At 45.8% G+C, this 19294-nt stretch carries 17 protein-coding genes; 3 read left to right on the top strand and 14 right to left on the bottom strand.

The window, feature by feature from the left end; translation table 11 throughout:
• Positions 1 to 10: 10 nt before the first annotated feature.
• From hcp to BIW15_RS15515, 11 genes are all read right to left on the bottom strand, one after another.
• Positions 11 to 1672: a hydroxylamine reductase gene (hcp, locus tag BIW15_RS15565; protein WP_077281263.1), complete on the bottom strand. Its 1662-nt coding sequence runs from the start codon at positions 1670 to 1672 to the stop codon at positions 11 to 13.
• Between the two features lie 174 nt (positions 1673 to 1846).
• Complete coding sequence (gene norR / locus BIW15_RS15560) at positions 1847 to 3376, bottom strand: nitric oxide reductase transcriptional regulator NorR (protein WP_005495657.1); 1530 nt, start codon at positions 3374 to 3376, stop codon at positions 1847 to 1849.
• Positions 3377 to 3588: 212 nt separating this feature from the next.
• Positions 3589 to 4068 carry a glycine zipper 2TM domain-containing protein gene (locus BIW15_RS15555; RefSeq protein ID WP_005462302.1) on the bottom strand — a complete coding sequence of 160 codons (480 nt, stop codon included), beginning with the start codon at positions 4066 to 4068 and terminating at the stop codon, positions 3589 to 3591.
• Between the two features lie 124 nt (positions 4069 to 4192).
• Positions 4193 to 4804 (bottom strand): CDP-alcohol phosphatidyltransferase family protein, encoded by a 612-nt coding sequence (locus tag BIW15_RS15550; RefSeq protein ID WP_077281262.1) that lies wholly within the window; start codon positions 4802 to 4804, stop codon positions 4193 to 4195.
• Positions 4797 to 5444 carry an ATP-binding cassette domain-containing protein gene (locus BIW15_RS15545; protein WP_020903950.1) on the bottom strand — a complete coding sequence of 216 codons (648 nt, stop codon included), beginning with the start codon at positions 5442 to 5444 and terminating at the stop codon, positions 4797 to 4799. The genes BIW15_RS15550 and BIW15_RS15545 overlap by 8 nt, the downstream gene beginning before the upstream one ends.
• Positions 5410 to 7119, bottom strand: a complete 1710-nt coding sequence (locus tag BIW15_RS15540) for an ABC transporter permease (RefSeq protein WP_077281261.1) — start codon at positions 7117 to 7119, stop codon at positions 5410 to 5412. The genes BIW15_RS15545 and BIW15_RS15540 overlap by 35 nt, the downstream gene beginning before the upstream one ends.
• Before the next feature lie 9 nt (positions 7120 to 7128).
• The gene (locus BIW15_RS15535) at positions 7129 to 8289 is read right to left on the bottom strand and encodes an ABC transporter substrate-binding protein (RefSeq protein WP_065788040.1); all 1161 of its coding nucleotides are present in this window, start codon (positions 8287 to 8289) and stop codon (positions 7129 to 7131) included.
• A 222-nt stretch (positions 8290 to 8511) separates the two neighbouring features.
• Positions 8512 to 9189, bottom strand: coding sequence for a TVP38/TMEM64 family protein (locus BIW15_RS15530; RefSeq protein ID WP_021484793.1), 678 nt, complete (start codon positions 9187 to 9189; stop codon positions 8512 to 8514).
• A gap of 69 nt (positions 9190 to 9258) precedes the next feature.
• Positions 9259 to 10029 carry a (Fe-S)-binding protein gene (locus BIW15_RS15525; RefSeq protein ID WP_021454244.1) on the bottom strand — a complete coding sequence of 257 codons (771 nt, stop codon included), beginning with the start codon at positions 10027 to 10029 and terminating at the stop codon, positions 9259 to 9261.
• On the bottom strand, positions 10026 to 11822 hold the full coding sequence (locus BIW15_RS15520) for an FAD-dependent oxidoreductase (protein ID WP_077281260.1): 1797 nt from the start codon (positions 11820 to 11822) through the stop codon (positions 10026 to 10028). The genes BIW15_RS15525 and BIW15_RS15520 overlap by 4 nt, the downstream gene beginning before the upstream one ends.
• 21 nt (positions 11823 to 11843) lie before the next feature.
• Positions 11844 to 12827 (bottom strand): sulfurtransferase, encoded by a 984-nt coding sequence (locus tag BIW15_RS15515; protein ID WP_025515771.1) that lies wholly within the window; start codon positions 12825 to 12827, stop codon positions 11844 to 11846.
• A gap of 362 nt (positions 12828 to 13189) precedes the next feature.
• On the opposite strand from BIW15_RS15515, the gene BIW15_RS15510 reads away from it, so the two are divergent.
• Both BIW15_RS15510 and BIW15_RS15505 read left to right on the top strand, forming a co-directional pair.
• The gene (locus BIW15_RS15510) at positions 13190 to 14932 is read left to right on the top strand and encodes a sensor histidine kinase (RefSeq protein WP_256857006.1); all 1743 of its coding nucleotides are present in this window, start codon (positions 13190 to 13192) and stop codon (positions 14930 to 14932) included.
• Positions 14922 to 15518, top strand: coding sequence for a response regulator transcription factor (locus BIW15_RS15505; RefSeq protein WP_077281259.1), 597 nt, complete (start codon positions 14922 to 14924; stop codon positions 15516 to 15518). Before BIW15_RS15510 ends, BIW15_RS15505 begins: the two co-directional genes overlap by 11 nt.
• Positions 15519 to 15577: 59 nt before the next feature.
• Here BIW15_RS15505 and BIW15_RS15500 read toward each other — a convergent pair whose 3' ends face one another.
• Positions 15578 to 16024, bottom strand: coding sequence for an META domain-containing protein (locus BIW15_RS15500; protein ID WP_005486896.1), 447 nt, complete (start codon positions 16022 to 16024; stop codon positions 15578 to 15580).
• A 189-nt stretch (positions 16025 to 16213) separates the two neighbouring features.
• Here BIW15_RS15500 and BIW15_RS15495 point away from each other — a divergent pair, with 189 nt between their 5' ends.
• The gene (locus BIW15_RS15495; RefSeq protein WP_077281258.1) at positions 16214 to 16462 is read left to right on the top strand and encodes a DUF1289 domain-containing protein; all 249 of its coding nucleotides are present in this window, start codon (positions 16214 to 16216) and stop codon (positions 16460 to 16462) included.
• Positions 16463 to 16594: 132 nt separating this feature from the next.
• On the opposite strand, the gene BIW15_RS25145 is transcribed toward BIW15_RS15495, so the two are convergent.
• Together BIW15_RS25145 and ushA are read right to left on the bottom strand one after the other, a co-directional pair.
• Positions 16595 to 16816: a hypothetical protein gene (locus tag BIW15_RS25145; RefSeq protein ID WP_005462330.1), complete on the bottom strand. Its 222-nt coding sequence runs from the start codon at positions 16814 to 16816 to the stop codon at positions 16595 to 16597.
• Between the two features lie 418 nt (positions 16817 to 17234).
• Positions 17235 to 18950, bottom strand: coding sequence for a bifunctional UDP-sugar hydrolase/5'-nucleotidase UshA (gene ushA / locus BIW15_RS15485; protein ID WP_005495634.1), 1716 nt, complete (start codon positions 18948 to 18950; stop codon positions 17235 to 17237).
• Between the last annotated feature and the right edge of the window lie 344 nt (positions 18951 to 19294).

Genomic DNA, 19294 nt, shown 5'->3' with positions numbered 1-19294 from the left:
AGCAAGTTTATTAAGCTGCTAGGATAGCTTTTAGATCATCCTGAACATTGCCAATACTGCGCATATCGAACTTCTCTTGGATGATGGCGATTAGGTTTGGCGTAAGGAATGCCGGTGCAGTAGGGCCTGTGTAAATGCCTTTCACGCCCAATGCAAATAGCGTTAGCAAGATAACGATCGCTTTTTGCTCGAACCAAGAAAGCACAAGCGTGAGTGGTAGTTCATTGATGTCACAGTCAAACTCTTTCGCCAGTGCAAGTGCAAGCTGGATTGCAGAGTAAGCATCGTTACATTGGCCCACATCCAATAGGCGAGGGATACCGTTGATATCGCCAAACGTATTCTTGTTGAAGCGGAACTTACCACACGCCAAGGTCAGGATGAGCGTGTCTTCTGGCGCTTCAGCCGTAAAATCGGTGTAGTAGCTGCGTTCCGCTTTATCACCATCACAACCGCCGACTAGGAAGAAGTGTTTGATGTTGCCTTGCTTCACTTGGTCGATAACCGCAGGGGCGGCGTTCATCAGTGCATTGCGACCAAAACCAACCGTGATGTGGTGTTCGATTTCATCGTGTTGGAAACCGTCTTGCGCTAGAGCACATTCAATCACTTGGCTAAAATCATCGCCTTCGATGTGAGCAACTCCAGGCCAGCCAACAATACTGCGGGTGAATAGACGGTCTGCGTATTGACCCACATTTGGATTCAACAAGCAGTTTGACGTCATTACGATTGCGCCAGGGAAGTTTGCGAATTCTTTCTGTTGGTTTTGCCATGCGCTGCCGTAGTTACCGACGAGATGAGGGTATTTCTTCAGCTCAGGGTAGCCGTGTGCAGGCAGCATTTCACCGTTGGTGTAAACGTTAATGCCTTTGCCTTCGGTCTGTTGCAGGATTTTTTCTAGGTCATGCAAATCATGGCCAGAAACAAGAATACATTTACCTTTTACTGGCTTGACGTTCACCGTGGTTGGTTCTGGATGGCCGAAGGTCGTTGTTTCACCTTGGTCGAGCATTTCCATCACTTTGTAGTTCATCAGGCCAATGCGCATTGAGCAATCAAGTAGTTCGCCAAGATCTTCAGGATCTGTGCCCAACCACGCCATGATTTCATGGTGTTCGGCATAGATATCGTTGTTGGTTTGCTCAAGAACACGTGCGTGCTCCATGTACGCGGCTGCACCTTTAAGTCCGTATAGGCAAAGTAGGCGTAGGCCAATAACATCTTCATGTACTTGGTCTTTACCACGGTTAACCGCGACTTGCGGAGCAAAAGTTAAGATTGCTTCTGCGCTGTTTGGTAGCTCAAAGTGAGCAACCGCAGGAATGTCAGCGACTTCGGTATCGGCAAGCGTTGCTGCAGACATCACTTGCTCTTTTAACAATGCTTTGTACGTTGCGGCTTGAGAAGTTAACTCCAGGATGCGTTCAGGGTCGAAGTTAACGTTCGTCAATGTAGAGAAAAATGCCTTGGGTGCCCATTGGTTGATTTCATCGTTAATGATGTTGAATTCAAGTGCTTTTGATGCCCAAAAAGAAACCCCTTGCAGTGTGTAAACCAACACGTCTTGTAGGTCTGATACTTCAGAAGTTTTGCCACACATGCCTTGTGCAAAAGAACAACCTTTAACAGCAGGGGTTTGAATTGTCTGTTCACATTGAATACAGAACATATTGGGTTCTCCAGTGATTGTTTTAATAGTCGTGATGTTGACCACTAGAGAGCAGAATGCGTGCCAATTATTATCTTGTTAATTTTTAATGATTTTGTGTATTTTTGATAGGGCGGGTGATGTAATTAAGACAACGCGGATGATGTCTTAATTACATCAGCTTCTTGTGGTTGGTTATTTATTGATCCCAAGTTTTTTACCCATCCGATATAAGTTCCCGCGATCCATTTGCAAAAACTCCGCTGCTTTTGCCCAAACGCCACCAGTTTGGCTCAAAGCATGTTCAATTAAATCACGCTGATAGCTTTCTATTAGCTCTCGCATTGGTTGGCTTTCTTTGGGTAAATAATGTGATGTGTTTTTTACATCATCGAGAGCCAATGAGGTGTCGAAATGGTTAAGCATGATCGTGCTTGCGCCTTGTTGAATGGCGTGTAAAGCCGCGCGAGTTAAAGTGTGTTCGAGCTCGCGCACGTTTCCGTACCAAGGTAAAGATTCCAATTGAGTCAACACTTTAGGATGAACGTGCAGATTGGGTGCATTGAATTGTTGGCGTACTTTTTCCAACAAATATCCTGCTAAAACGGGAATATCCCCGTCACGGGCACGCAGTGGGGGGACTTGGATTGGGAACACGTTCAAACGGTGGAAAAGGTCTGCTCGAAACGTGCCAGATTCGACCTCTTTTTCTAATTGTCGATTGGTCGCGGCGATGATGCGCACATTGACCATCAAATGCTGATCGCTACCTACACGTTGCAGCTCGCCTTGCTGAATTACGCGTAGCAATTTTGCTTGCAAAATCAAAGGCAGTTCGCCCACTTCATCAAGGAAAATCGTTCCACCGTCTGCCAGTTCAAACTTACCGGCACGGTGGCTATTAGCTCCAGTGAATGCGCCTTTGACATGGCCAAACAGTTCACTCTCAGCCAGACCCTCAGGCAGGGCCGCACAGTTGACGTAAATCATCGGCTTATCGCTACGATGAGATTGCGCGTGTACCGAGTGCGCGACCAGTTCTTTACCAGTTCCGGTCTCTCCTGTGATAAGTACCGCGTAATCTGATTGAGCAACGGTCGCAATGTTGTTTCGTAACTGGTTGATCTGCGGACTCAAACCCACCATTTCACCATGTTGAGAACGGGCTTGCTGGATAAGGGTTTGAGTGACGCTTTTTTGCTTCTGGTTTTGTGCTTTGAGTGCTTTTAATTGCGCAATGTTACGCAATGTCGCAGCGGTCAAAGCCGCAAAGGTTTCGATAGCGACAGGGTCAATGTCATCAAATGCGCCAATGGTTAGGGCGTCCATGGTTAACGCGCCAACAAGTTGTCCTTCCACATACAAGCTAAAGCCCATGCAATCGTGAACATCAATGCACTGGTCTTCGGTTAATAGTGTGCCGTCAAAAGGATCAGGCAATGAACAATCGGCATCGAAACGCACCGGCTCACGGCTATGAATAATGGCATCTAAGCGTGGATGTGCTTTGGGGAAATAGCGACGACCTAAGACCGAGCTGGATAAGCCTTTTACCGCGACAGGAGTCAGAAACCCATCCTCATCGAAGATAAACAGGCAGCTCGCATCACATGGGAATACTTGCGCGACCCCATCAATGAGGTTTTGATATTGCTGCTCATGAGAGCGATTAGAGCTGAGGTTTAGCGCGATATTAAGGAGTACGTGGTCAACAGTCGGTGTCATAACAAGCCCAAAGTTATCTGGAATGGGCTCATGCTAGCAATTTGATGTCATTTGAACATCGAAAGGTGTGGGAGATTGATGTTCCATTGACGACGATCAAATTTGATACAAATAGAATCGCGCAAGCCGATGAGTAAGCAACGTACGCTTGCGCGGACTAAGCTCTTTGAGCCAAAACAGCAGACCAATGGAACGGAGTCATCGTGTTCAAATTAGCGAGGTACAACCCTTGCGTCATTACCAGACATGTTGATTTGAACGGCTTGGCCTGGCTGGAAAATCATGTTTGGGTTTGCTTCTTGAACGACAGATATGATCTTTCCATCCTCTAAGCGAATAGTCAGGTTCACACCATTTCTTTTCGCGGTTGCTTCGGCGGCTTTACTACCTGCATAGCCACCTAATAAACCACCACCAATGGCTGCGATATCCGAGCCAGAACCGCCCCCAATTTTCGAACCCAAAATGCCACCCACGGCAGCCCCTGCTATTGTACCGATGGCGTTGGATTGGGTAGAGGCATCAATGGTTACGGGTTCTACTTTTTCTATCGTGCCGTAGTAAACCTGCTGAACTTTGCGAGTGTCGGACGAGCCGTATGCATCTCCGTACGGGTTAGGTGAGCTACAGCCGCCAAGCACGATCGCACAAGTAATGGTGAGCAACATGCCTAACTTGATGTGTTTTTTCATATAGCCTCCGAATGGTTTCTCCACCCAAAGAGTATATACCTCAATTTAGCATGTGCTTTGATGCGTTAATAAACAGTCGCTTAGTGATGTTCTTTCTCAAGAATACGTACATTTCTGAGCGATGTTAACGGCCTTTTAGCGTATGAAACCCAGAGTAAATTCGCGTAAATGTGGTAAACCAACATGCCGCACCAAAAATGTAAGCAATGACCGAAAAGTGCTGGGGCATCAGGCAAAACAGCACAAAACAGCCGATGGTTTCCGTGCCTTCGGTTAAACCGCTCATGTAGAAGAGAGATTTGTGTTTATACACCGGATTATCGATGCCTTGTTTCCCTGCCATGATGGCAAAAGCCAAAAAGCTGCTTCCCGTTCCGACAAAGGAAAAAATCAAAAATGCCCCTGCAATGGCATTTTGTTCTGGGTTTGCTAACACAAAACCAAAAGGAATCAGGGAATAGAACAGAAAATCTAAGCTGATATCGAGAAAGCCGCCCGCATCAGTAATGCCTTGAATCCTCGCCAGTGCACCGTCTAATCCATCACAGATTCTGTTCAGCAAAATAAACAGCAATGCCAACAAGTATTGTTCGGTGATCAAAGCCGGTAGGGCAAAGCAGCCAAGCACAAAACCAAATGCTGTCGTTTGGTTTGCGGTGATGCCACATTTGTCGAGGTATGTCGCACTGAGTGCCAGCGGTTTGCGGATGAGCTTTATACTCAGGCTATCAAGCATGATTTGTCTCCCACGGCCAGTTTAGGCAGCGGCTGCCATTGGGAATATCGTCTTCATCGTGCGTTACCATCAAAGTAGGGATGTTCGCTTGCTGCAATTGCTCGACCACCCAATTGCGAAATTGTACGCGCAGATCTTTATCTAACTTGCTGTAGGGCTCATCGAGTAGCGCAACTTTCGGCTTTGCCAACAGCATACGAGTCAAAGCAATACGGGCACGTTGTCCTCCGGAGATTTGATCTGGGAAGGATTCGGCAAGTTTGGTCAATGCAATGTTCTTCAGTGCTTGCATGGCGTGTGCTTTACGCTCCTCACCCTTGATTGAGTTTGGTAGCGCGAAGGCAAGGTTCTCCCAAACCGTCAAGTGAGGGAAGAGCAAATCGTCTTGGAACAGAATACCGACCTGACGCTTATGGGCAGGGAGGGCATCCAACTTTTCGTTATCAAGCGTAATGGATCCAGAGTAGTTGAACTCAGCGGATAGGTGCCCAGCTATGGCATCCAACAAAGTGGATTTACCACAGCCGCTTGGTCCCATCAGAGTAACAATTTCACCTTTCTCTACGGTCATGTTGAACGCTGAAAAAAGCGTGTCGCCATTGGCTTTACGGATGGCGAGGTTTTCGAGACAAAGACTCATTCAGTAGTAAACCTTTTATAGACAAGCGGCGATACTTCACGTGTAAGCGGCTTAGTAGTATCGCAAAAGAGAAGAACAAGAACGGCAAGAGTGCTTGCCAAATGGCGTAAATCGCGGTGACACGTCGGTCAAAACCACTGGATAGCGCAACGGCTTCGGTGGTGATGGTGCTAATGCGCCCAGCCCCTAGCACCAATGTCGGCAGGTATTGCGCCAGACTTACGCTAATCCCGACAGCCCATGCGAATGCAATCGCAGGTAGGAGGATTGGCAGTTTCACTTTTAGCCAAGCTTGCATCGGTGATTTACCCAAGCTGAGTGCGACGCGAGTTAAGCCGTTATCGAAGCTGCGCCATGGACCGTCTAGCGAGAGGTAAATAAATGGGAACGCGAAGAATACGTGCGCCCAGCATACCCAAAAGAAATACGCGTTACTGTTTAAGTACAGCGTCACTACTTGCATACCGAATAGCACGGATAGCTGAGGAATCAGCATTGGGATGGCGATGATGTAACCGGGCACCTGCCAGCGATAACGAAGGCGATACTCATGTGCGATCAAGGCAAGGGCTAGAGCGACGGTCGCGCTGATAACGGCAATTAGCATGCTCTGCTCCAGTGTGCCAAGAATGTTGTGCCATTCGTATTCCCAAAAACGCAGGCTATAGCGGCTCGGTAGTAAATCTGGAAAGCGCCAGCGTTGAGCAAAGCTCCACACCACCATGAGTGGAATCATTAGAAGTGCAAGTAGCGCAATCAGTGAAAATAGGGTTTTACCGGGTAAACGAAACCCGTTTCGACCAGAGTACTGCCAGCGTTTGAAGCCTTTGGTAATACACCATTCCATTAAGCGTGCAAATCCAATCAAAAGGCTAGCGATAGCAAACAACACGACCGCGCCTGCGGCAGCTCTTGGTAGAAGTGATAAATCAGGATCGTTAAACCACTGCCATACCAAAACTGCAAACGTCGGTGGGTTGGTAGGGCCAATAATCAATGCAACATCAACAACCGACAAGCTGTAAGCCAATACCGCCAGCATTGGAAAGCGCAGTTTTGCTATCCATTGTGGGAATACGCATTTCCACCACGCTTGCGCCGAACTGTAGCCCATCGAATGACTGACTTTTTCAATCTTATCGACTTTCAATTGCTGAAGAATTGGAATACTCATCAACAATAAAAACGGCACTTCTTTAATCGCAAGCATGATGACCAAACCGAGTGCATGCGGGTCTTTAATCAGCAATGTTAAGTCATTCACCGTTTGTGCATTGGGATCGTAACCAAACAGTTGGTTGAGAACACGAACGCCCATACCTGTTGGTGCAAACAAGAACGCAAAGCCAATTGCAAACGCGACATGCGGCATAGCGAGAAGTGGCGAGAGGCTAACTTCAATTTTTCGCCAAAACTTGCTGCCCCACGATGCTTGCAAAATTGCAAATGTGATCAAGCAAGCCAAGTAGCTACTAAAAATGGCAGAGTAGAAAGTCAGCCCGATGGATGTCCAAACACCCTCCCAATCAAAAACAGCGTTAAAGCCATCCAAAGAAAAGTGGTGCAAGCCGATAGGAGGTACATAACCGAGCGCAGAAACCACCACTCCGAGTAGTCCCGGAATGGTAGGTAAAATACAAACAGCGATAATGACTAAATATAGCGCTCTTAACATGGGCTCTTATTAATTCCCGTAGCGTTTCAACCATTCTTTTTCTAAGGCAGATTGCCAACTCGGATGCGGCTCAGCGATAGATTTGAATTGTTGAGTATTTTTAGCCGAACCTGTTAGGTATTGGCTGTTTAGCACTGAAGGATCGCCCCAGATGTTAAGGTTACCTTTGCGAGATTGTGCTTCAGGGCTCAATAAAAAGTTTATCGCAACTTGCGCACCGGCACTGGCATTTGCGTTCCAAGGAATCGCTAAGAAGTGAATGTTTGAGAGTGCACCTGCGTCCATCGCATACGCTTTGGTGCTTTCTGCAAGATTACCACTCGATTGCGCAGAAAAAACCGCGTTTGGGTTAAAGGTAATCGCAAGATCAATCTGACCATCATCCAGTAATTGAAGCGTTTCAGCCGTCCCTCCTGGGAATTGCTTACCGCCACGCCAAGCAACTTTATGGAACTCATCTAGGTAAGCCCATAGCGGTTGAGTGATTTGCTCAAATGTTTCACCAGTGACTGGTTTTTGCAAAGCGGGATCGTTGTTGGTCAACTCAATCAACAGTGCTTTAATAAAGCTTGTCCCATGAAACTCTGGTGGGCGAGGGTAAGTTAGGCGATTTGGAAACGCTTTTGCGTAACTCAGCATTTCAGCAAAAGATCGAGGAGGGTTATGCAGGGTTTGCTCATCGTGAATAAACACTAATTGCCCCACACCCCAAGGTGCTTCCAGACCTTCAGTCGGCTCTGAAAAATCCACATCAATTGGCAATGATTTATCAACGTACTGCCAGCTTGGCAAACCTTCAACAAAAGGACCAAACAGTAATTGGTTATCCTTCATTGATTTGAAGTTCTCGCCATTAATCCAAACCATATCAACACTGCCACCGCTGTTTTTGCCTGCGGCTTTTTCTGCGATTAGGCGAGTGGTAGTTTCAGAAATATCAGTGACTTTCACGTGATTTAGCGTCACGTTGTAGCGAGATTTAAGCTCTTTTCCTGCCCATTGGATATAGCGGTTGATCTCTTGGCTACCACCCCAAGCATGAAAATAGACGGTTTGTCCGTCGGCTTGTTGTTCGATTTTTTGCCATTCACTAGTGGCCGATGAGTCAGCAAAAGATGAAGTCGCAAAAGTGGTGGCTAAAATGCCAATGGTACTGAGTAGCTTTTTCATACGTAGTCCGTGTTTTTCTTCTGGTTCTTGTTTGAAGCTTCGCTGAGTTTGTTAGCGAATGGCCTCTGTCCTTCACAAGGATAGTAATCTATCTCGCGGCATTATCAATGTGAATCCCAATAGGATTTATTAATTGATTCAGGGAATTACTATCAATGATGTAAAGGGTAGAGCGCAGCACGATAGCTGCACTCTTTTAGCATCAATGTTGGATAGACCGGACTACTTCGCTAATTCTTCCATGTTGATGCCTTTTTTCTTCGCGATGTATTTTGGAATCAGAGACATACCAAACAGCACAAGACCCGCAACCGCAAATTTCACTAGCAACATCACAGACACGCCGTTTGTCGCAATATCCCCCGCCATGTAAGCGAAGATGAATGCGCCTGGCGCCATTGTCAGTAGAGAAACCAGTGCGTAAGTGCCTAGGTTTAGGCTGGTTAGACCGTAAGCGTAGTTCTGTAGGCTGAAAGGGAAGACAGGCACAAGACGAGTCAGAATTAAGAAGCTTGTACCGTTTGCTGCTACACCGTCATCGATTTTCTTGAAGATTGGGTTGTCGCCAAACTTTTTCATGATGGTGTTGCGCAGTAGGAAACGTGCCACGATGAATGCCGCTACTGCGCCAAGCGTTGCAGAAAGCAGCGCTAAGATACCGCCTTTGATAGGGCCAAATACGATACCTGCCACAATGGTGAAAGCGCTGCCCGGTAGTAGGAAAACACACGCAAACACGAATGCTGCTACGAATACGGCGTAGCCCCACACGCCAAAGCTTGCGATCCAATCTTGTAGGCTCTTGATGTCAGTGATGATTTCAAGAATACCAGTTTGTTTTGCCGCGAACAGAGCAATAGCTACAACAGCGACGATAAGAGCGATTTTTACGAATTTCATAAGTTCAACTTCACTTAAACCTAATAATTAAAAAGATATAGCTACAAAGAAGTAGTTACATAGACATAGCTACACAGACATACACTTGATCAGACCCGCTTTTGATTTGTAGCGGTTGAACCAAGCTTTCACAGGGCTAGCGAGTACGTTGACTGGCGGTTCATCGCCTTGCATGATCACCGGGCCGAACATTAGATCTAGAATGTGCCAAGATTTCGTACCAACACCCATCATGGATGCACGACAAGCCGAGCAGTAAACCACAACGTAGTCTGTCTCGAATTCTTCGACACGGCGCTTGATTACGCGTGTTGCTACGTCAGGGTTTGCTGGCACGACCATGCCACCGAAACCACAACAGCGCGTGTTTTCACGTGTGTGTTCTGGCTCAGAGGTTTTGTAACCAAGTTCGTTTAATATCCAACGGATACCGTCTTGCAGTTCTTTCTCGTAGCGAGTTGAACAAGAGTCGTGAATGGTAAACACTACGTCGCTGTTTTTGGCTTTGCCGCGCAGTTCTTCCGGTAAACCAATTTCAGGAAGTAGCTTCCACAAAGATACTGGTTTTTGTGTGCCGCCAGATTTTTTGATCATGCCGTAGCAACTTTGGCACGCCACGATGACTTCTTGTGCATCTAGCTTGTCGAAGTCTGCTTGAAGCTGGCCGTAGCGTTCTTTGAACTTCTCTGTTTGACCGATAGCCGCGGTCGGTTTGCCACAGCATTTCTGTACTGCGCCCATTTCTGGGAATACTTCTTTTAGGTAGCTCGCAATGGCCGCTACGCCTTCTGGTGAATAGGATGGCAAACTGCATCCTGGCATAAATACTTTATTACTCATTTTGTCGATACCGCTCGTTTTGCCATAGTGAAGATTTTTGAGAAGCCCAGTTTCTGGTGCATATTGATCGCTTTATGACCCGGCATTGGTGATTCACCATTGTTTGCCTTAACAAAGTCAGCACGTGCGCCTAGGAACATTTCCTTCATCGGGAAGTCTTTCGGACACACGATGGTGCACTGGTCACAGGCGTTACATGAGTAAGCCAGCAATGGATCCATCGACTTGTTGTTCACGAAGTCAGAGAAGATGGTCTTTGGACAGTCACTGAAGTCATTCATCATGATGCACTCGGTCATACATAGCTTGCAGCTACATTGCAGACAGCGAGATGCTTCTTGTTTGATTTGTTCTTCAGTAAAGCCTAAATCCACTTGTGCAAAGTCTTGTTTACGCTCTTCAGCATCACGCAATTCACCGTGTAGGCGAGGGGTATCTACCGTACCTTTTGGTAGTGGTACGTCTAGACGAGATGAGTAGCTGTATTCTTGCTCAAAGTCGCGGTCTTCAGTTAGTGGGCGAGTCGTTAGGAAACGCTCAACACTCATTGCGGCTTTACGACCTAATGCCATCGCTTCAATCACGATGTTACCGCCACACGCGTCACCGGCTACGAAGACGTCTTCTAGGCTCGATGCTAGTGTTTGTTTATCGACCACGTAACGACCACCGCGAGTTTGCTCTAGTGCACCGTCAGTAATGTCTGCCACGATTTGACCGGTTGCAAAAACGATGGTGTCTACAGAGATGGTTTTGCTTTCTTCGCTGTACTGAGGTGCAAAGTTGCCTTGCTCATCAAAGATAGACAGGACTTTCTTGATAGTGATGCCGGTTACTTTGCCGTTTTCGTGTTCGATAGCAACAGGGCCCCAACCTGCGTTGAACTCGACACCTTCTTCTAGCGACTCATCGATTTCGATTTGGCTTGCAGGTAGGTTCTCTAGGCTCTCAAGTGAACATTGGTAAACGTCGCTTGCACCGATACGCCATGAAGAGCGCGCACAGTCCATAGCAACGTCACCACCGCCGATAACCATCACTCGTTTACCTGCACGTGGAAATTGGCGAGTTTCAGAAATCTCTTTTAGGTATTCAACCGCAGAAAACACGCCATCGTTGTCATGACCCGGCAGAGGGATGATCGAACCGACGTGTGCACCGTGAGCCAGAATCACAGCATCATGTTCGCTACGTAGAGTGTCGAAGCTAATGTCTTTGCCGATCTCAACGCCAAACTGAGTTTTGATACCCAGCATCGCTAGGTAGCTGTATTCGAAATCGATAACATCGCGTGGTAGACGGTATTCAGGGATACCCACACGCATCATGCCGCCGTAAACGTCTAGCTTTTCGTAAATCGTTACTTCGTGGCCTTGACGACGAAGCTCAATAGCTGCTTGCGCGCCAGCAGGGCCGGCACCTACGATCGCGATGTGCTTGTTAGTCAGAGGTGCAATGTTAAGATCCCAGTGATCTTGGTTATCCAGTTTTTCTGCGACGAAGCGTTTGATGCCTGCAACGCTGATCGGCTGGCCGAATTCAGTGTTACGACGACAAGAAGCCTCGCAAGGGTGTGCACAGATGCGGCCAAGCGTTTGAGGAAGAAATAATTTGCTGCGGATCAGATCCAGAGCACCTTGAAAATTACCTTCACCCGCCATGCGAAGGTATTGCTTTACGTCTGTGTGCATTGGACATGCGGTTTGACATGCCGGATCGGCATCACCCATACAGCCATCGACAATCATTTGCGCGGTGTCGTATAGCTTTTGGCTAAAAATTACATTGTTCATTAACTGCGGTTTCCGTGTTGATTAGCTCTTGCCGTTGATAACGTTCACTTCAGGATTCTTTTGCTCGTAGTGAGCATGGCTGTACTCGATCCATGAGCCGTCGTAGTTGTAAACGCCTTCTGCACCTAGTACTTCAGTAAGAATCATGGTGGTGTGGGCAGAACGAACACCAGACTGGCAGTAAGCGATAACTTTCTTACCTTTGATGATGTCGCCATAAAGGGCTTGCAGTTCTTCTGCTGATTTCAGCGTTGTGTCTTCGTTCAACGCTTTGGTCCAGTTAATGTGAACACTGCTTGGGATAGTGCCCGGACCGTATGCGCCAGAAACCGCAACTTCACCGTTGAACTCGTCGTTGCCGCGAGTATCTAGGATCACCCAATCAGGGTTGTTTTGCGCTGCGATAACCATGTCTAGCGTTGCTAGGGCATTGTTATCTTGCCGTGTGTTAGGTGCGTTGTATTCAACCGCTGCAACGCTTTGGTTTGCAGAGCCAGTTGGGTAGCCAGCGCCCATCCAAGCGTTCAAGCCCCCGTCAAGGTAACGAACATCTTGATGGCCAAGGTTATGGATTTGCCAGTAAAGACGCGCAGCATCGTGGTGTGAGCCCGCAGCGTAGACGACGATTGTGCTGTCTGCTGTAGCGCCGAAGCTGCCTAGGATTGTTTCCATTTCTTCTGTGCTATTACTCATACCGCCGAAGTCGTAGGTCTCTTCAGCCGCTGAGTAATCGTTACGCCACATAGTGTAAGAACCAGAAATAGGACTATCTGGTTTGATAGGGTTTAGCGCACCGATCACAACCACGTCTTTGTCACCATCCATCAGCGATTTCAGTTGTTGTGCAGAGATGAAGTGTTCTGGGTGAGCGTATTGTGTGAACTTCTGCTCTTGAGCAGCAGCATCCACTATTACAGCCTCAGCAGAGAACATCGTATTGTAAGCTGAGTAGCCAACCGCTGCGACAGCGGCCAACACACCCAACGCAATTGTCGATTTTTTCATGAGTTGCTTCCGTATTTTAATTTAAAGTTTTGCTGCCGAATCCTTGATGTTTCGACAGATAGAATGCTTTTGAAGGGGGAGTACAGGCATGAACGTTTCTTAATCATTTTTGGTGTTCATGGCTTAAAATAAGCGGAAATGCGCTCTACCCCTTTGTGGGTAAGGCATTCTGAGGAAATCAATAGTTAGGCGGTATTGTGGTTTCCCACAATAATGATGTGGGATTGATCTAAAGCAACAAAGTTAGAGAGGGGAACGGTGCTAAAATGCGAAACCAATACGCAGTCGTTGTGCTTTATTAAGTGACTAAAAATTATTTTCAAAAACTCCTTTATTTTATTGTATTTGTTTGTTTTACCTGTATTTCTCAAGTCAAAGCAGAACATCAGCCTGATAGGACAACATTTGATGTAGGTGTGTTGGCATTGAGAGGGCATTCTCACGCTAAAGAATCTTGGCAACCCACAATGACATGGTTGGAAGAACAAAACCCTAACTATGAATTCAACTTACATACTTACGATTTTGACCAACTAGAAGAAGCCTTTTTACACGGTTGGTTGGATTTCATATTAACGAGCCCAGGACAGGCAACTAAGCTTGCTCGTGAGTACCCTATTAACTGGCTAGCAACGCAGAAAACGGCTTACAGCAATGTGCCGAACAAGTCGATAGCATCAGTCGTTGTTGTGCGTGAAGAATCGCCTTTTAAAACACTGAGAGACATCAATGAAGCCAGTATCGCCGCTGTATCAGAAAAGGCGTTTGGTGGTTTTCTTGCTCTACGTTATGAGCTCGACAAGCTTGGGTATTTCAACTCATCGTTCTTTGAAACAATCCATTTTACTGGCCCACCGACCGATCAGTTGATTCTCGATGTGATCGACGACCAAATTGATGTTGCAATTGTTCCTGCTTGTACGCTGGAAAACATGGCGGCCGAAGGCAAGATAGAGCTGCATAATTTGAGAGTGCTCAACGAAAGAAGGCCTGCTGATTCGGTTTGCGCAGTTAGTACTCCTTTGTACCCAAATTGGACCATGGCCATGACGGAGCGTGCTCCAGTAGATGTTGGGCAAAAGGTCGCACAAACCCTGTTTGCAATGCCTGCAGATCATTCAGCCGCTATTGCTGCCAACAATGTGGGTTGGACGCTACCTGCGCCTAGCGTTAACGTAGATAAAGTCTACAAACATTTGGACTTACATCCCTTACAGAAACCTTGGGCGCAAAAGGTTCAAGAGTGGCTACATAAAAACCAAGCAGTCGCTATCGCAGCGCTGCTAACATTGGTGTTACTGACTATCTATCACTTTTGGCTAGAGTGGACGTTCAAACGTAGTAGAGAAAAGTTGAAAGCTACCCTCAATGATTTACGTCGCAAGAGTAGCATGTTGGAACACGCTCAACGTATTACGATTGTGGGAGAATTAGGCAGCAGTATCGCACATGAAATTAATCAACCATTGGCTGCGATTAAAAACTACAGCCAAGGTGCAAAGATGCGGATGGAGCAAGGCACTACACCCGAGGAAATGTTGCCGATAATAGAGAAAATTCAACAACAAGTGACGTCTGCGAGTGACATAGTGCAGCGTTTACGTAGTTTGATTCACCGGACGCCAATCGAGAAAAGCTGGGTTGACTTACCTGCCGTCATCAATGATGCAATGAAGTTGGTGGATTATGAGTTCCAACGTCACAATATCCAACTAGGTGTGATGTATTCGGGCGAGGTACAAAACGTTTATGCGGATGTGACTGGATTGCAACAGGTGATCATTAATGTGCTTAATAACGCCAAAGATGCCTGTCTTGCTCATTCGACTTCGCAAAAAGAGTTGTTTGTTGATCTCCATGTCAGCTTTTGTGATGACGTTGTCATCATTGATGTCATGGATAACGGGGTCGGGCTCGAAGAGCAAAATACCCCTCTTGATCAGCCTTTTTATACCACGAAGGAAAATGGCCTAGGGCTAGGGCTTGCTATTTGTCGCGATGTAATTGAAGCGCACCAAGGTTCCATCAATTTTAGGTCAATTGACCCATTTGGGTGCCAAGTGACTATCGTTTTACCGTATCAGGAAGCTCAGAATGAGTCGTAATCTTTGTCCACTTTATATCGTTGACGATGAAGTGCCTGTTTTAGAATCAATGGCTTTTATGTTAGAAAGTTATGGTTATAGCGTCGATGTCTATTCAAACGGGCAAGATTTCTTACAGAGTGTGAATCTGCATCAAGCTGGATGTGTATTGTTGGATAGCCGAATGCCAGAAATGCGTGGGCAGGAGCTTCACCTGCTAATGCGTAATCAATGCAGTCCAATCAGCGTTATATATCTGACTGGGCATGGTGATATTCCAATGGCAGTCGACGCCTTAAAAGAAGGCGCGTTGGACTTTTTTCAAAAGCCTGTGGACGGTAATACTTTAGTGGCGGCAATCGATAATGCTATGGAATGTTCACTAAAAAACCAAGAAAAACAAAGTGCAAAACTAACTCTTCAAAGCCTTACCAGAAGAGAAAAAGAAGTACTGATTCTGGTGGTTAAAGGGATGAAAAATCAGGATATGGCGAACCAACTGTGTGTTTCGCTTCGTACTATAGAAGTACATCGTTCCAATGTAATGAAGAAGTTGGAAGTAGAAAGTTTAGCGGCATTGATTCATAAAGTAGGGCACGTAATTTAGGTATAAAAAAAGCAGCCCGTTGGCTGCTTTTAAAAATGATTTTGTTTACTGACTTGGGATTAATTTACCCAGTCACGTAAAGTAAACGTCAATTCATGATCGGCATTTTTCAGAACAAGACCATCTTTAGTTAGAGTGATGTCACTCCAGTTAGATAGTGTTTGTGTCATTGCATTTTCGATCTTCATTTGATCTTCCATACACATCTTCATGGTCATGCCCATTTTCTCGATGCGTAGTTGGTTGTTTTTCAGCTCAGCTTGACCGAAGAAGTTGTTACAACCCGCATTGCCGTTTGCTGTTAGGTTTTCACCGATTTCTAGGCGAGCCGCTTTTTGATTTTCGTCTAGAACGATATTCTTACCATCAACTTGAACAAGTTCCCAGTTGTGGTGCTGTAAATCTTGAGCCGTAATTTCTTTCACATCATCACCGTTGCTAGCACAAGCAGTCATAAGAACAGGGAGAGAGATTGCTGTAACTAACGTTTTTAGGCTAAGCTTCATTTTATAGACTCCGTTTTTAGAAACGCGGTAAGTATAAGTAATAAAACACTGTTTTTGTCAGCATACGGTTATGGTTTCGTATGTTTTTGACATAACGAAGTGTATAACAGATTTTGTCGGTGAGTAATCTTCTCGTTTAGTTATTTAAACTAGGCAAACACGCCCTAGCATGGAAAGAGCGTTTATAGTATGGAGCAACTGGAATTTTTCACTGTCCCAAGCCCTTGTGTTGGAGTATGTACCTCCGATGAAAAAGGGTATTGCAAGGGGTGTATGAGAAAAAGAGACGAACGGTTTAATTGGCTGAACTTAACCCCCGCTCAGCAGTTGCACGTTATTAAGTTGTGTCGTCAAAGATACAGAAGAAAGATGTTGGCAGGGAAGACGAAGCCAGAACAGCTTCAAGATAGTTCATCACCTCAACAAGATTTGTTTTAGAAGCATTTCTAATTAAGGTGAGGACACGCCATCGTTCTTGCTTCTGCTTTTTACATATTCCCGGCCCGGCAAGGTATCCTTTAAGAACCGGGAATCTCCTATCCATTTTTCCCTATAAATCGGTAATTGGCGTTATTTCATCGACCAACGGTCGCTAACCCAGCCTCCCGCTTGTTCGTCAAAGTGATTTCCTGCAAATCGATGGTTGAGCTCAACCTCTAATTTGCTTGTTGGAAGCTCATCCATTAACTGGTGAATGTACCTTGCCATAGGGTCGGTACATGCTTCACGCTCTCGGCGGATGACCACTTCTTTGATCATTTGGAGTCTGTAGCTATTGCTGGCTCGTTTCATTTTTGACCTCCAGAACTCGATGGCAGCAGTTTGAACACATTGACGTCCAGATCGCTGCTCATTGGCGTGCGCGTGGAGGCACATCACCATCGTTTGAAGTCCAAAGACAAATTGTTTGAGAGCAGTGTTTGTAACGCCATTCACATCTTTCTCAGAATCATTGACTATGCGAATAAAAATGTCTCGCGAAATTTAGCCGATGAGCCTGCATATTTGAAAGACCTTATCAAACATAGAAGCCCAGCACAGGGGCGTCAACAACACAAGTGAACAATTTTTGAACAGATTGTGAAGGTGGAGAATTATCAGCAATTTATCGAAAATAAAAAACCGAAGCACAAAGCTTCGGTTTTGATTTAGGAGCTCTGACGGATTGATTCGATAGAACCATTCTAGTCAGAGCGTAAGGTGTAGAGTATTAGCTACCAGTTGCAGGACAGCCTTTCACTGCTTGGCTATTGCTGAAGTACTTGATGTTGTCTAGGTTCTTGTTGTAGCTATCCGCCGAGATTTGCGGGTTGTTTACGAAGAACTCACGCAGTACTGATGCGTCTGTCATTTGAGTTGATTCAACTTGGATAACTGGGTAGTCATCACCGCCTGCAGCGCTGAAGCTAATTACAGCGAACGTGTAAGTTGCGTCTAGGTTGAAGCCTTTACCGTTAATGTCAGTAATAGTTACTGAGCCAGCATCACAATCTACATCTAGAGTGATGTTGTCTAGTTGAGCGTAAGCACCAGAACCCGCAGATTTCGTAGCAACGACGTCTAGGTATTCTTTTACTTCTTTACCTGTCATGGTCGCTTTTGTTACGAAGTTACCAAATGGTTGTACTGTTAGTACATCACGGTAAGTGATATCGCCAGCTTGGATTGAATCACGAACACCACCGGAGTTCATCACACCAAAGTCTGCTTTCACTAGCTCGTATGTACGGTACGCTTCACCTAGTAGGTGGCCAAGGTTCGTTTGCTGTGAGCGAACTACACCGCGGTCGCCTTCAAGTTTGCCATCCGTAGAAGATACTTTAACGTCAAGCAGATCTTGACCTTGCTCTTGGTAAGTACGAAGAATTTGCTTAACTACAGCATCTGGCTTGATTTCTTCAGCGATGAATTGGTAGTCGCCGTTCGCATCTTTTGCCTTTAGGTTAACTGGAATCAAAGCGTAGTTTGCTAGATGTAGTTTGCCATCGTAGTATTCGAAGTCTGCACGACCAACATATTTACCCCACTCATGCGCTTGCATGATGTATGTGCCGTTTTGTTGGTCTGGAGCACACTCGTCACCTGGTTTGAAGTCTGCGTATTCGTTAGTACCCGGCTCCATACATACTGGGTTTTGTGAGTGGCCACCAATAATTGCATCTAGTTGGCCTTCTTCAAGAGAACGCGCTAATAAAACGTCACCTGGTGCTTCGCTACCATGGTTACCATCTTGGTAGTGACCCATGTGTGTTGTTGCAAAAACTAGATCGACAGTTTCGTTTGCTTCGATTTCCTTAAGTACTTTTTTGATTTCAACTTGAGGATCTTCGAAGTAGATATCAGCAACGTTACTTGGGTTTACCAGTTTCGCTGTATCTTTTGTTGTTAGGCCAACAACCGCAACTTTAAGTCCGTTAATCGTGAAGACTTTGTAAGGCGCGAAGTAACGTTCATCGGTTACTTTACCATCGGTGTCTTTCTTGTAGATGTTTGCAGCGAGCATAGGGAAGTCAGCCCATTGGATCTGCTTGTTCAAAACATCTAAAGCGTTATCAAACTCGTGGTTACCGACAGCCATTGCGTCGTAACCAAGCAGGTTCATCCCTATGAAGTCCGGTTCTGCATCTTGCATGTCTGACTCAGGAACACCTGTGTTGATATCACCGCCAGACAATAGAATGGTTTCGCCACCGCTTGATTCCACTTCTGCACGAATAGAGTCGATCAAAGTTTTGCGTGCAGCCATGCCGTATTCGCCTTTGCTGTTTTCCCAAAAGCGGCCATGGTTGTCGTTAGTGTGTAGAACGGTGAATTTAGTACAAGAATCTGCAGTCTCACAGGTTACTGGTGAATTGTCGCTGTCTGAGCCGCATCCTGCTAGCGCAGCGCCCACTGCCACTACCAATAGAGATTTGGAAAACTTCATAAGGGATCCTTTCTTTGTGATTTTGTTATTGTTACGGCGTGAAATATACGGAATTAATGTGAAAGTTTAGTGATCTATCTCTTATTTATACTTCTATCGAAGATACGAATTAATAAGCATGCAAACTATGTCTATAAATAAACAGAATTGGTATTTAGCATTTATTTTATGTGGCTTAAGCTATTTTTTGTGAGGCAGTTAATTGAATGTGTGTTGTTTATGTGAATCAATACGCATTTTGGTGAGGTATGACGCTAAGTTAGGTTATTATTTTGCCAAATTCATGTTTTTCTAAGTTCCTACGAAACAAATAGTTATAATTTTCTACTGCAAAGGTAGAGAGG

The sequence above is a fragment of the Vibrio sp. SALL6 genome (assembly GCF_002002385.1).
GTDB classification, from domain to species: domain Bacteria; phylum Pseudomonadota; class Gammaproteobacteria; order Enterobacterales; family Vibrionaceae; genus Vibrio; species Vibrio parahaemolyticus.
The sequence above is the reverse complement of the archived record's forward strand: the minus strand, read 5'-3'. Positions and strand labels throughout refer to the sequence as shown.

Bases quoted from the DNA above. Each gene is read 5' to 3' on its own strand.
- BIW15_RS15520 (WP_077281260.1), bottom strand. From the start codon at position 11,822: ATGAACAATGTAATTTTTAGCCAAAAGCTATACGACACCGCGCAAATG.
- BIW15_RS25145 (WP_005462330.1), bottom strand. From the start codon at position 16,816: ATGAAACGAGCCAGCAATAGCTACAGACTCCAAATGATCAAAGAAGTG.
- hcp (WP_077281263.1), bottom strand. From the start codon at position 1,672: ATGTTCTGTATTCAATGTGAACAGACAATTCAAACCCCTGCTGTTAAA.
- BIW15_RS15540 (WP_077281261.1), bottom strand. From the start codon at position 7,119: ATGTTAAGAGCGCTATATTTAGTCATTATCGCTGTTTGTATTTTACCT.
- ushA (WP_005495634.1), bottom strand. From the start codon at position 18,950: ATGAAGTTTTCCAAATCTCTATTGGTAGTGGCAGTGGGCGCTGCGCTA.
- BIW15_RS15500 (WP_005486896.1), bottom strand. From the start codon at position 16,024: ATGAAGCTTAGCCTAAAAACGTTAGTTACAGCAATCTCTCTCCCTGTT.
- BIW15_RS15515 (WP_025515771.1), bottom strand. From the start codon at position 12,827: ATGAAAAAATCGACAATTGCGTTGGGTGTGTTGGCCGCTGTCGCAGCG.
- BIW15_RS15525 (WP_021454244.1), bottom strand. From the start codon at position 10,029: ATGAGTAATAAAGTATTTATGCCAGGATGCAGTTTGCCATCCTATTCA.
- BIW15_RS15535 (WP_065788040.1), bottom strand. From the start codon at position 8,289: ATGAAAAAGCTACTCAGTACCATTGGCATTTTAGCCACCACTTTTGCG.
- BIW15_RS15495 (WP_077281258.1), top strand. From the start codon at position 16,214: ATGGAGCAACTGGAATTTTTCACTGTCCCAAGCCCTTGTGTTGGAGTA.
- BIW15_RS15545 (WP_020903950.1), bottom strand. From the start codon at position 5,444: ATGAGTCTTTGTCTCGAAAACCTCGCCATCCGTAAAGCCAATGGCGAC.
- BIW15_RS15550 (WP_077281262.1), bottom strand. From the start codon at position 4,804: ATGCTTGATAGCCTGAGTATAAAGCTCATCCGCAAACCGCTGGCACTC.
- BIW15_RS15555 (WP_005462302.1), bottom strand. From the start codon at position 4,068: ATGAAAAAACACATCAAGTTAGGCATGTTGCTCACCATTACTTGTGCG.
- norR (WP_005495657.1), bottom strand. From the start codon at position 3,376: ATGACACCGACTGTTGACCACGTACTCCTTAATATCGCGCTAAACCTC.
- BIW15_RS15505 (WP_077281259.1), top strand. From the start codon at position 14,922: ATGAGTCGTAATCTTTGTCCACTTTATATCGTTGACGATGAAGTGCCT.
- BIW15_RS15530 (WP_021484793.1), bottom strand. From the start codon at position 9,189: ATGAAATTCGTAAAAATCGCTCTTATCGTCGCTGTTGTAGCTATTGCT.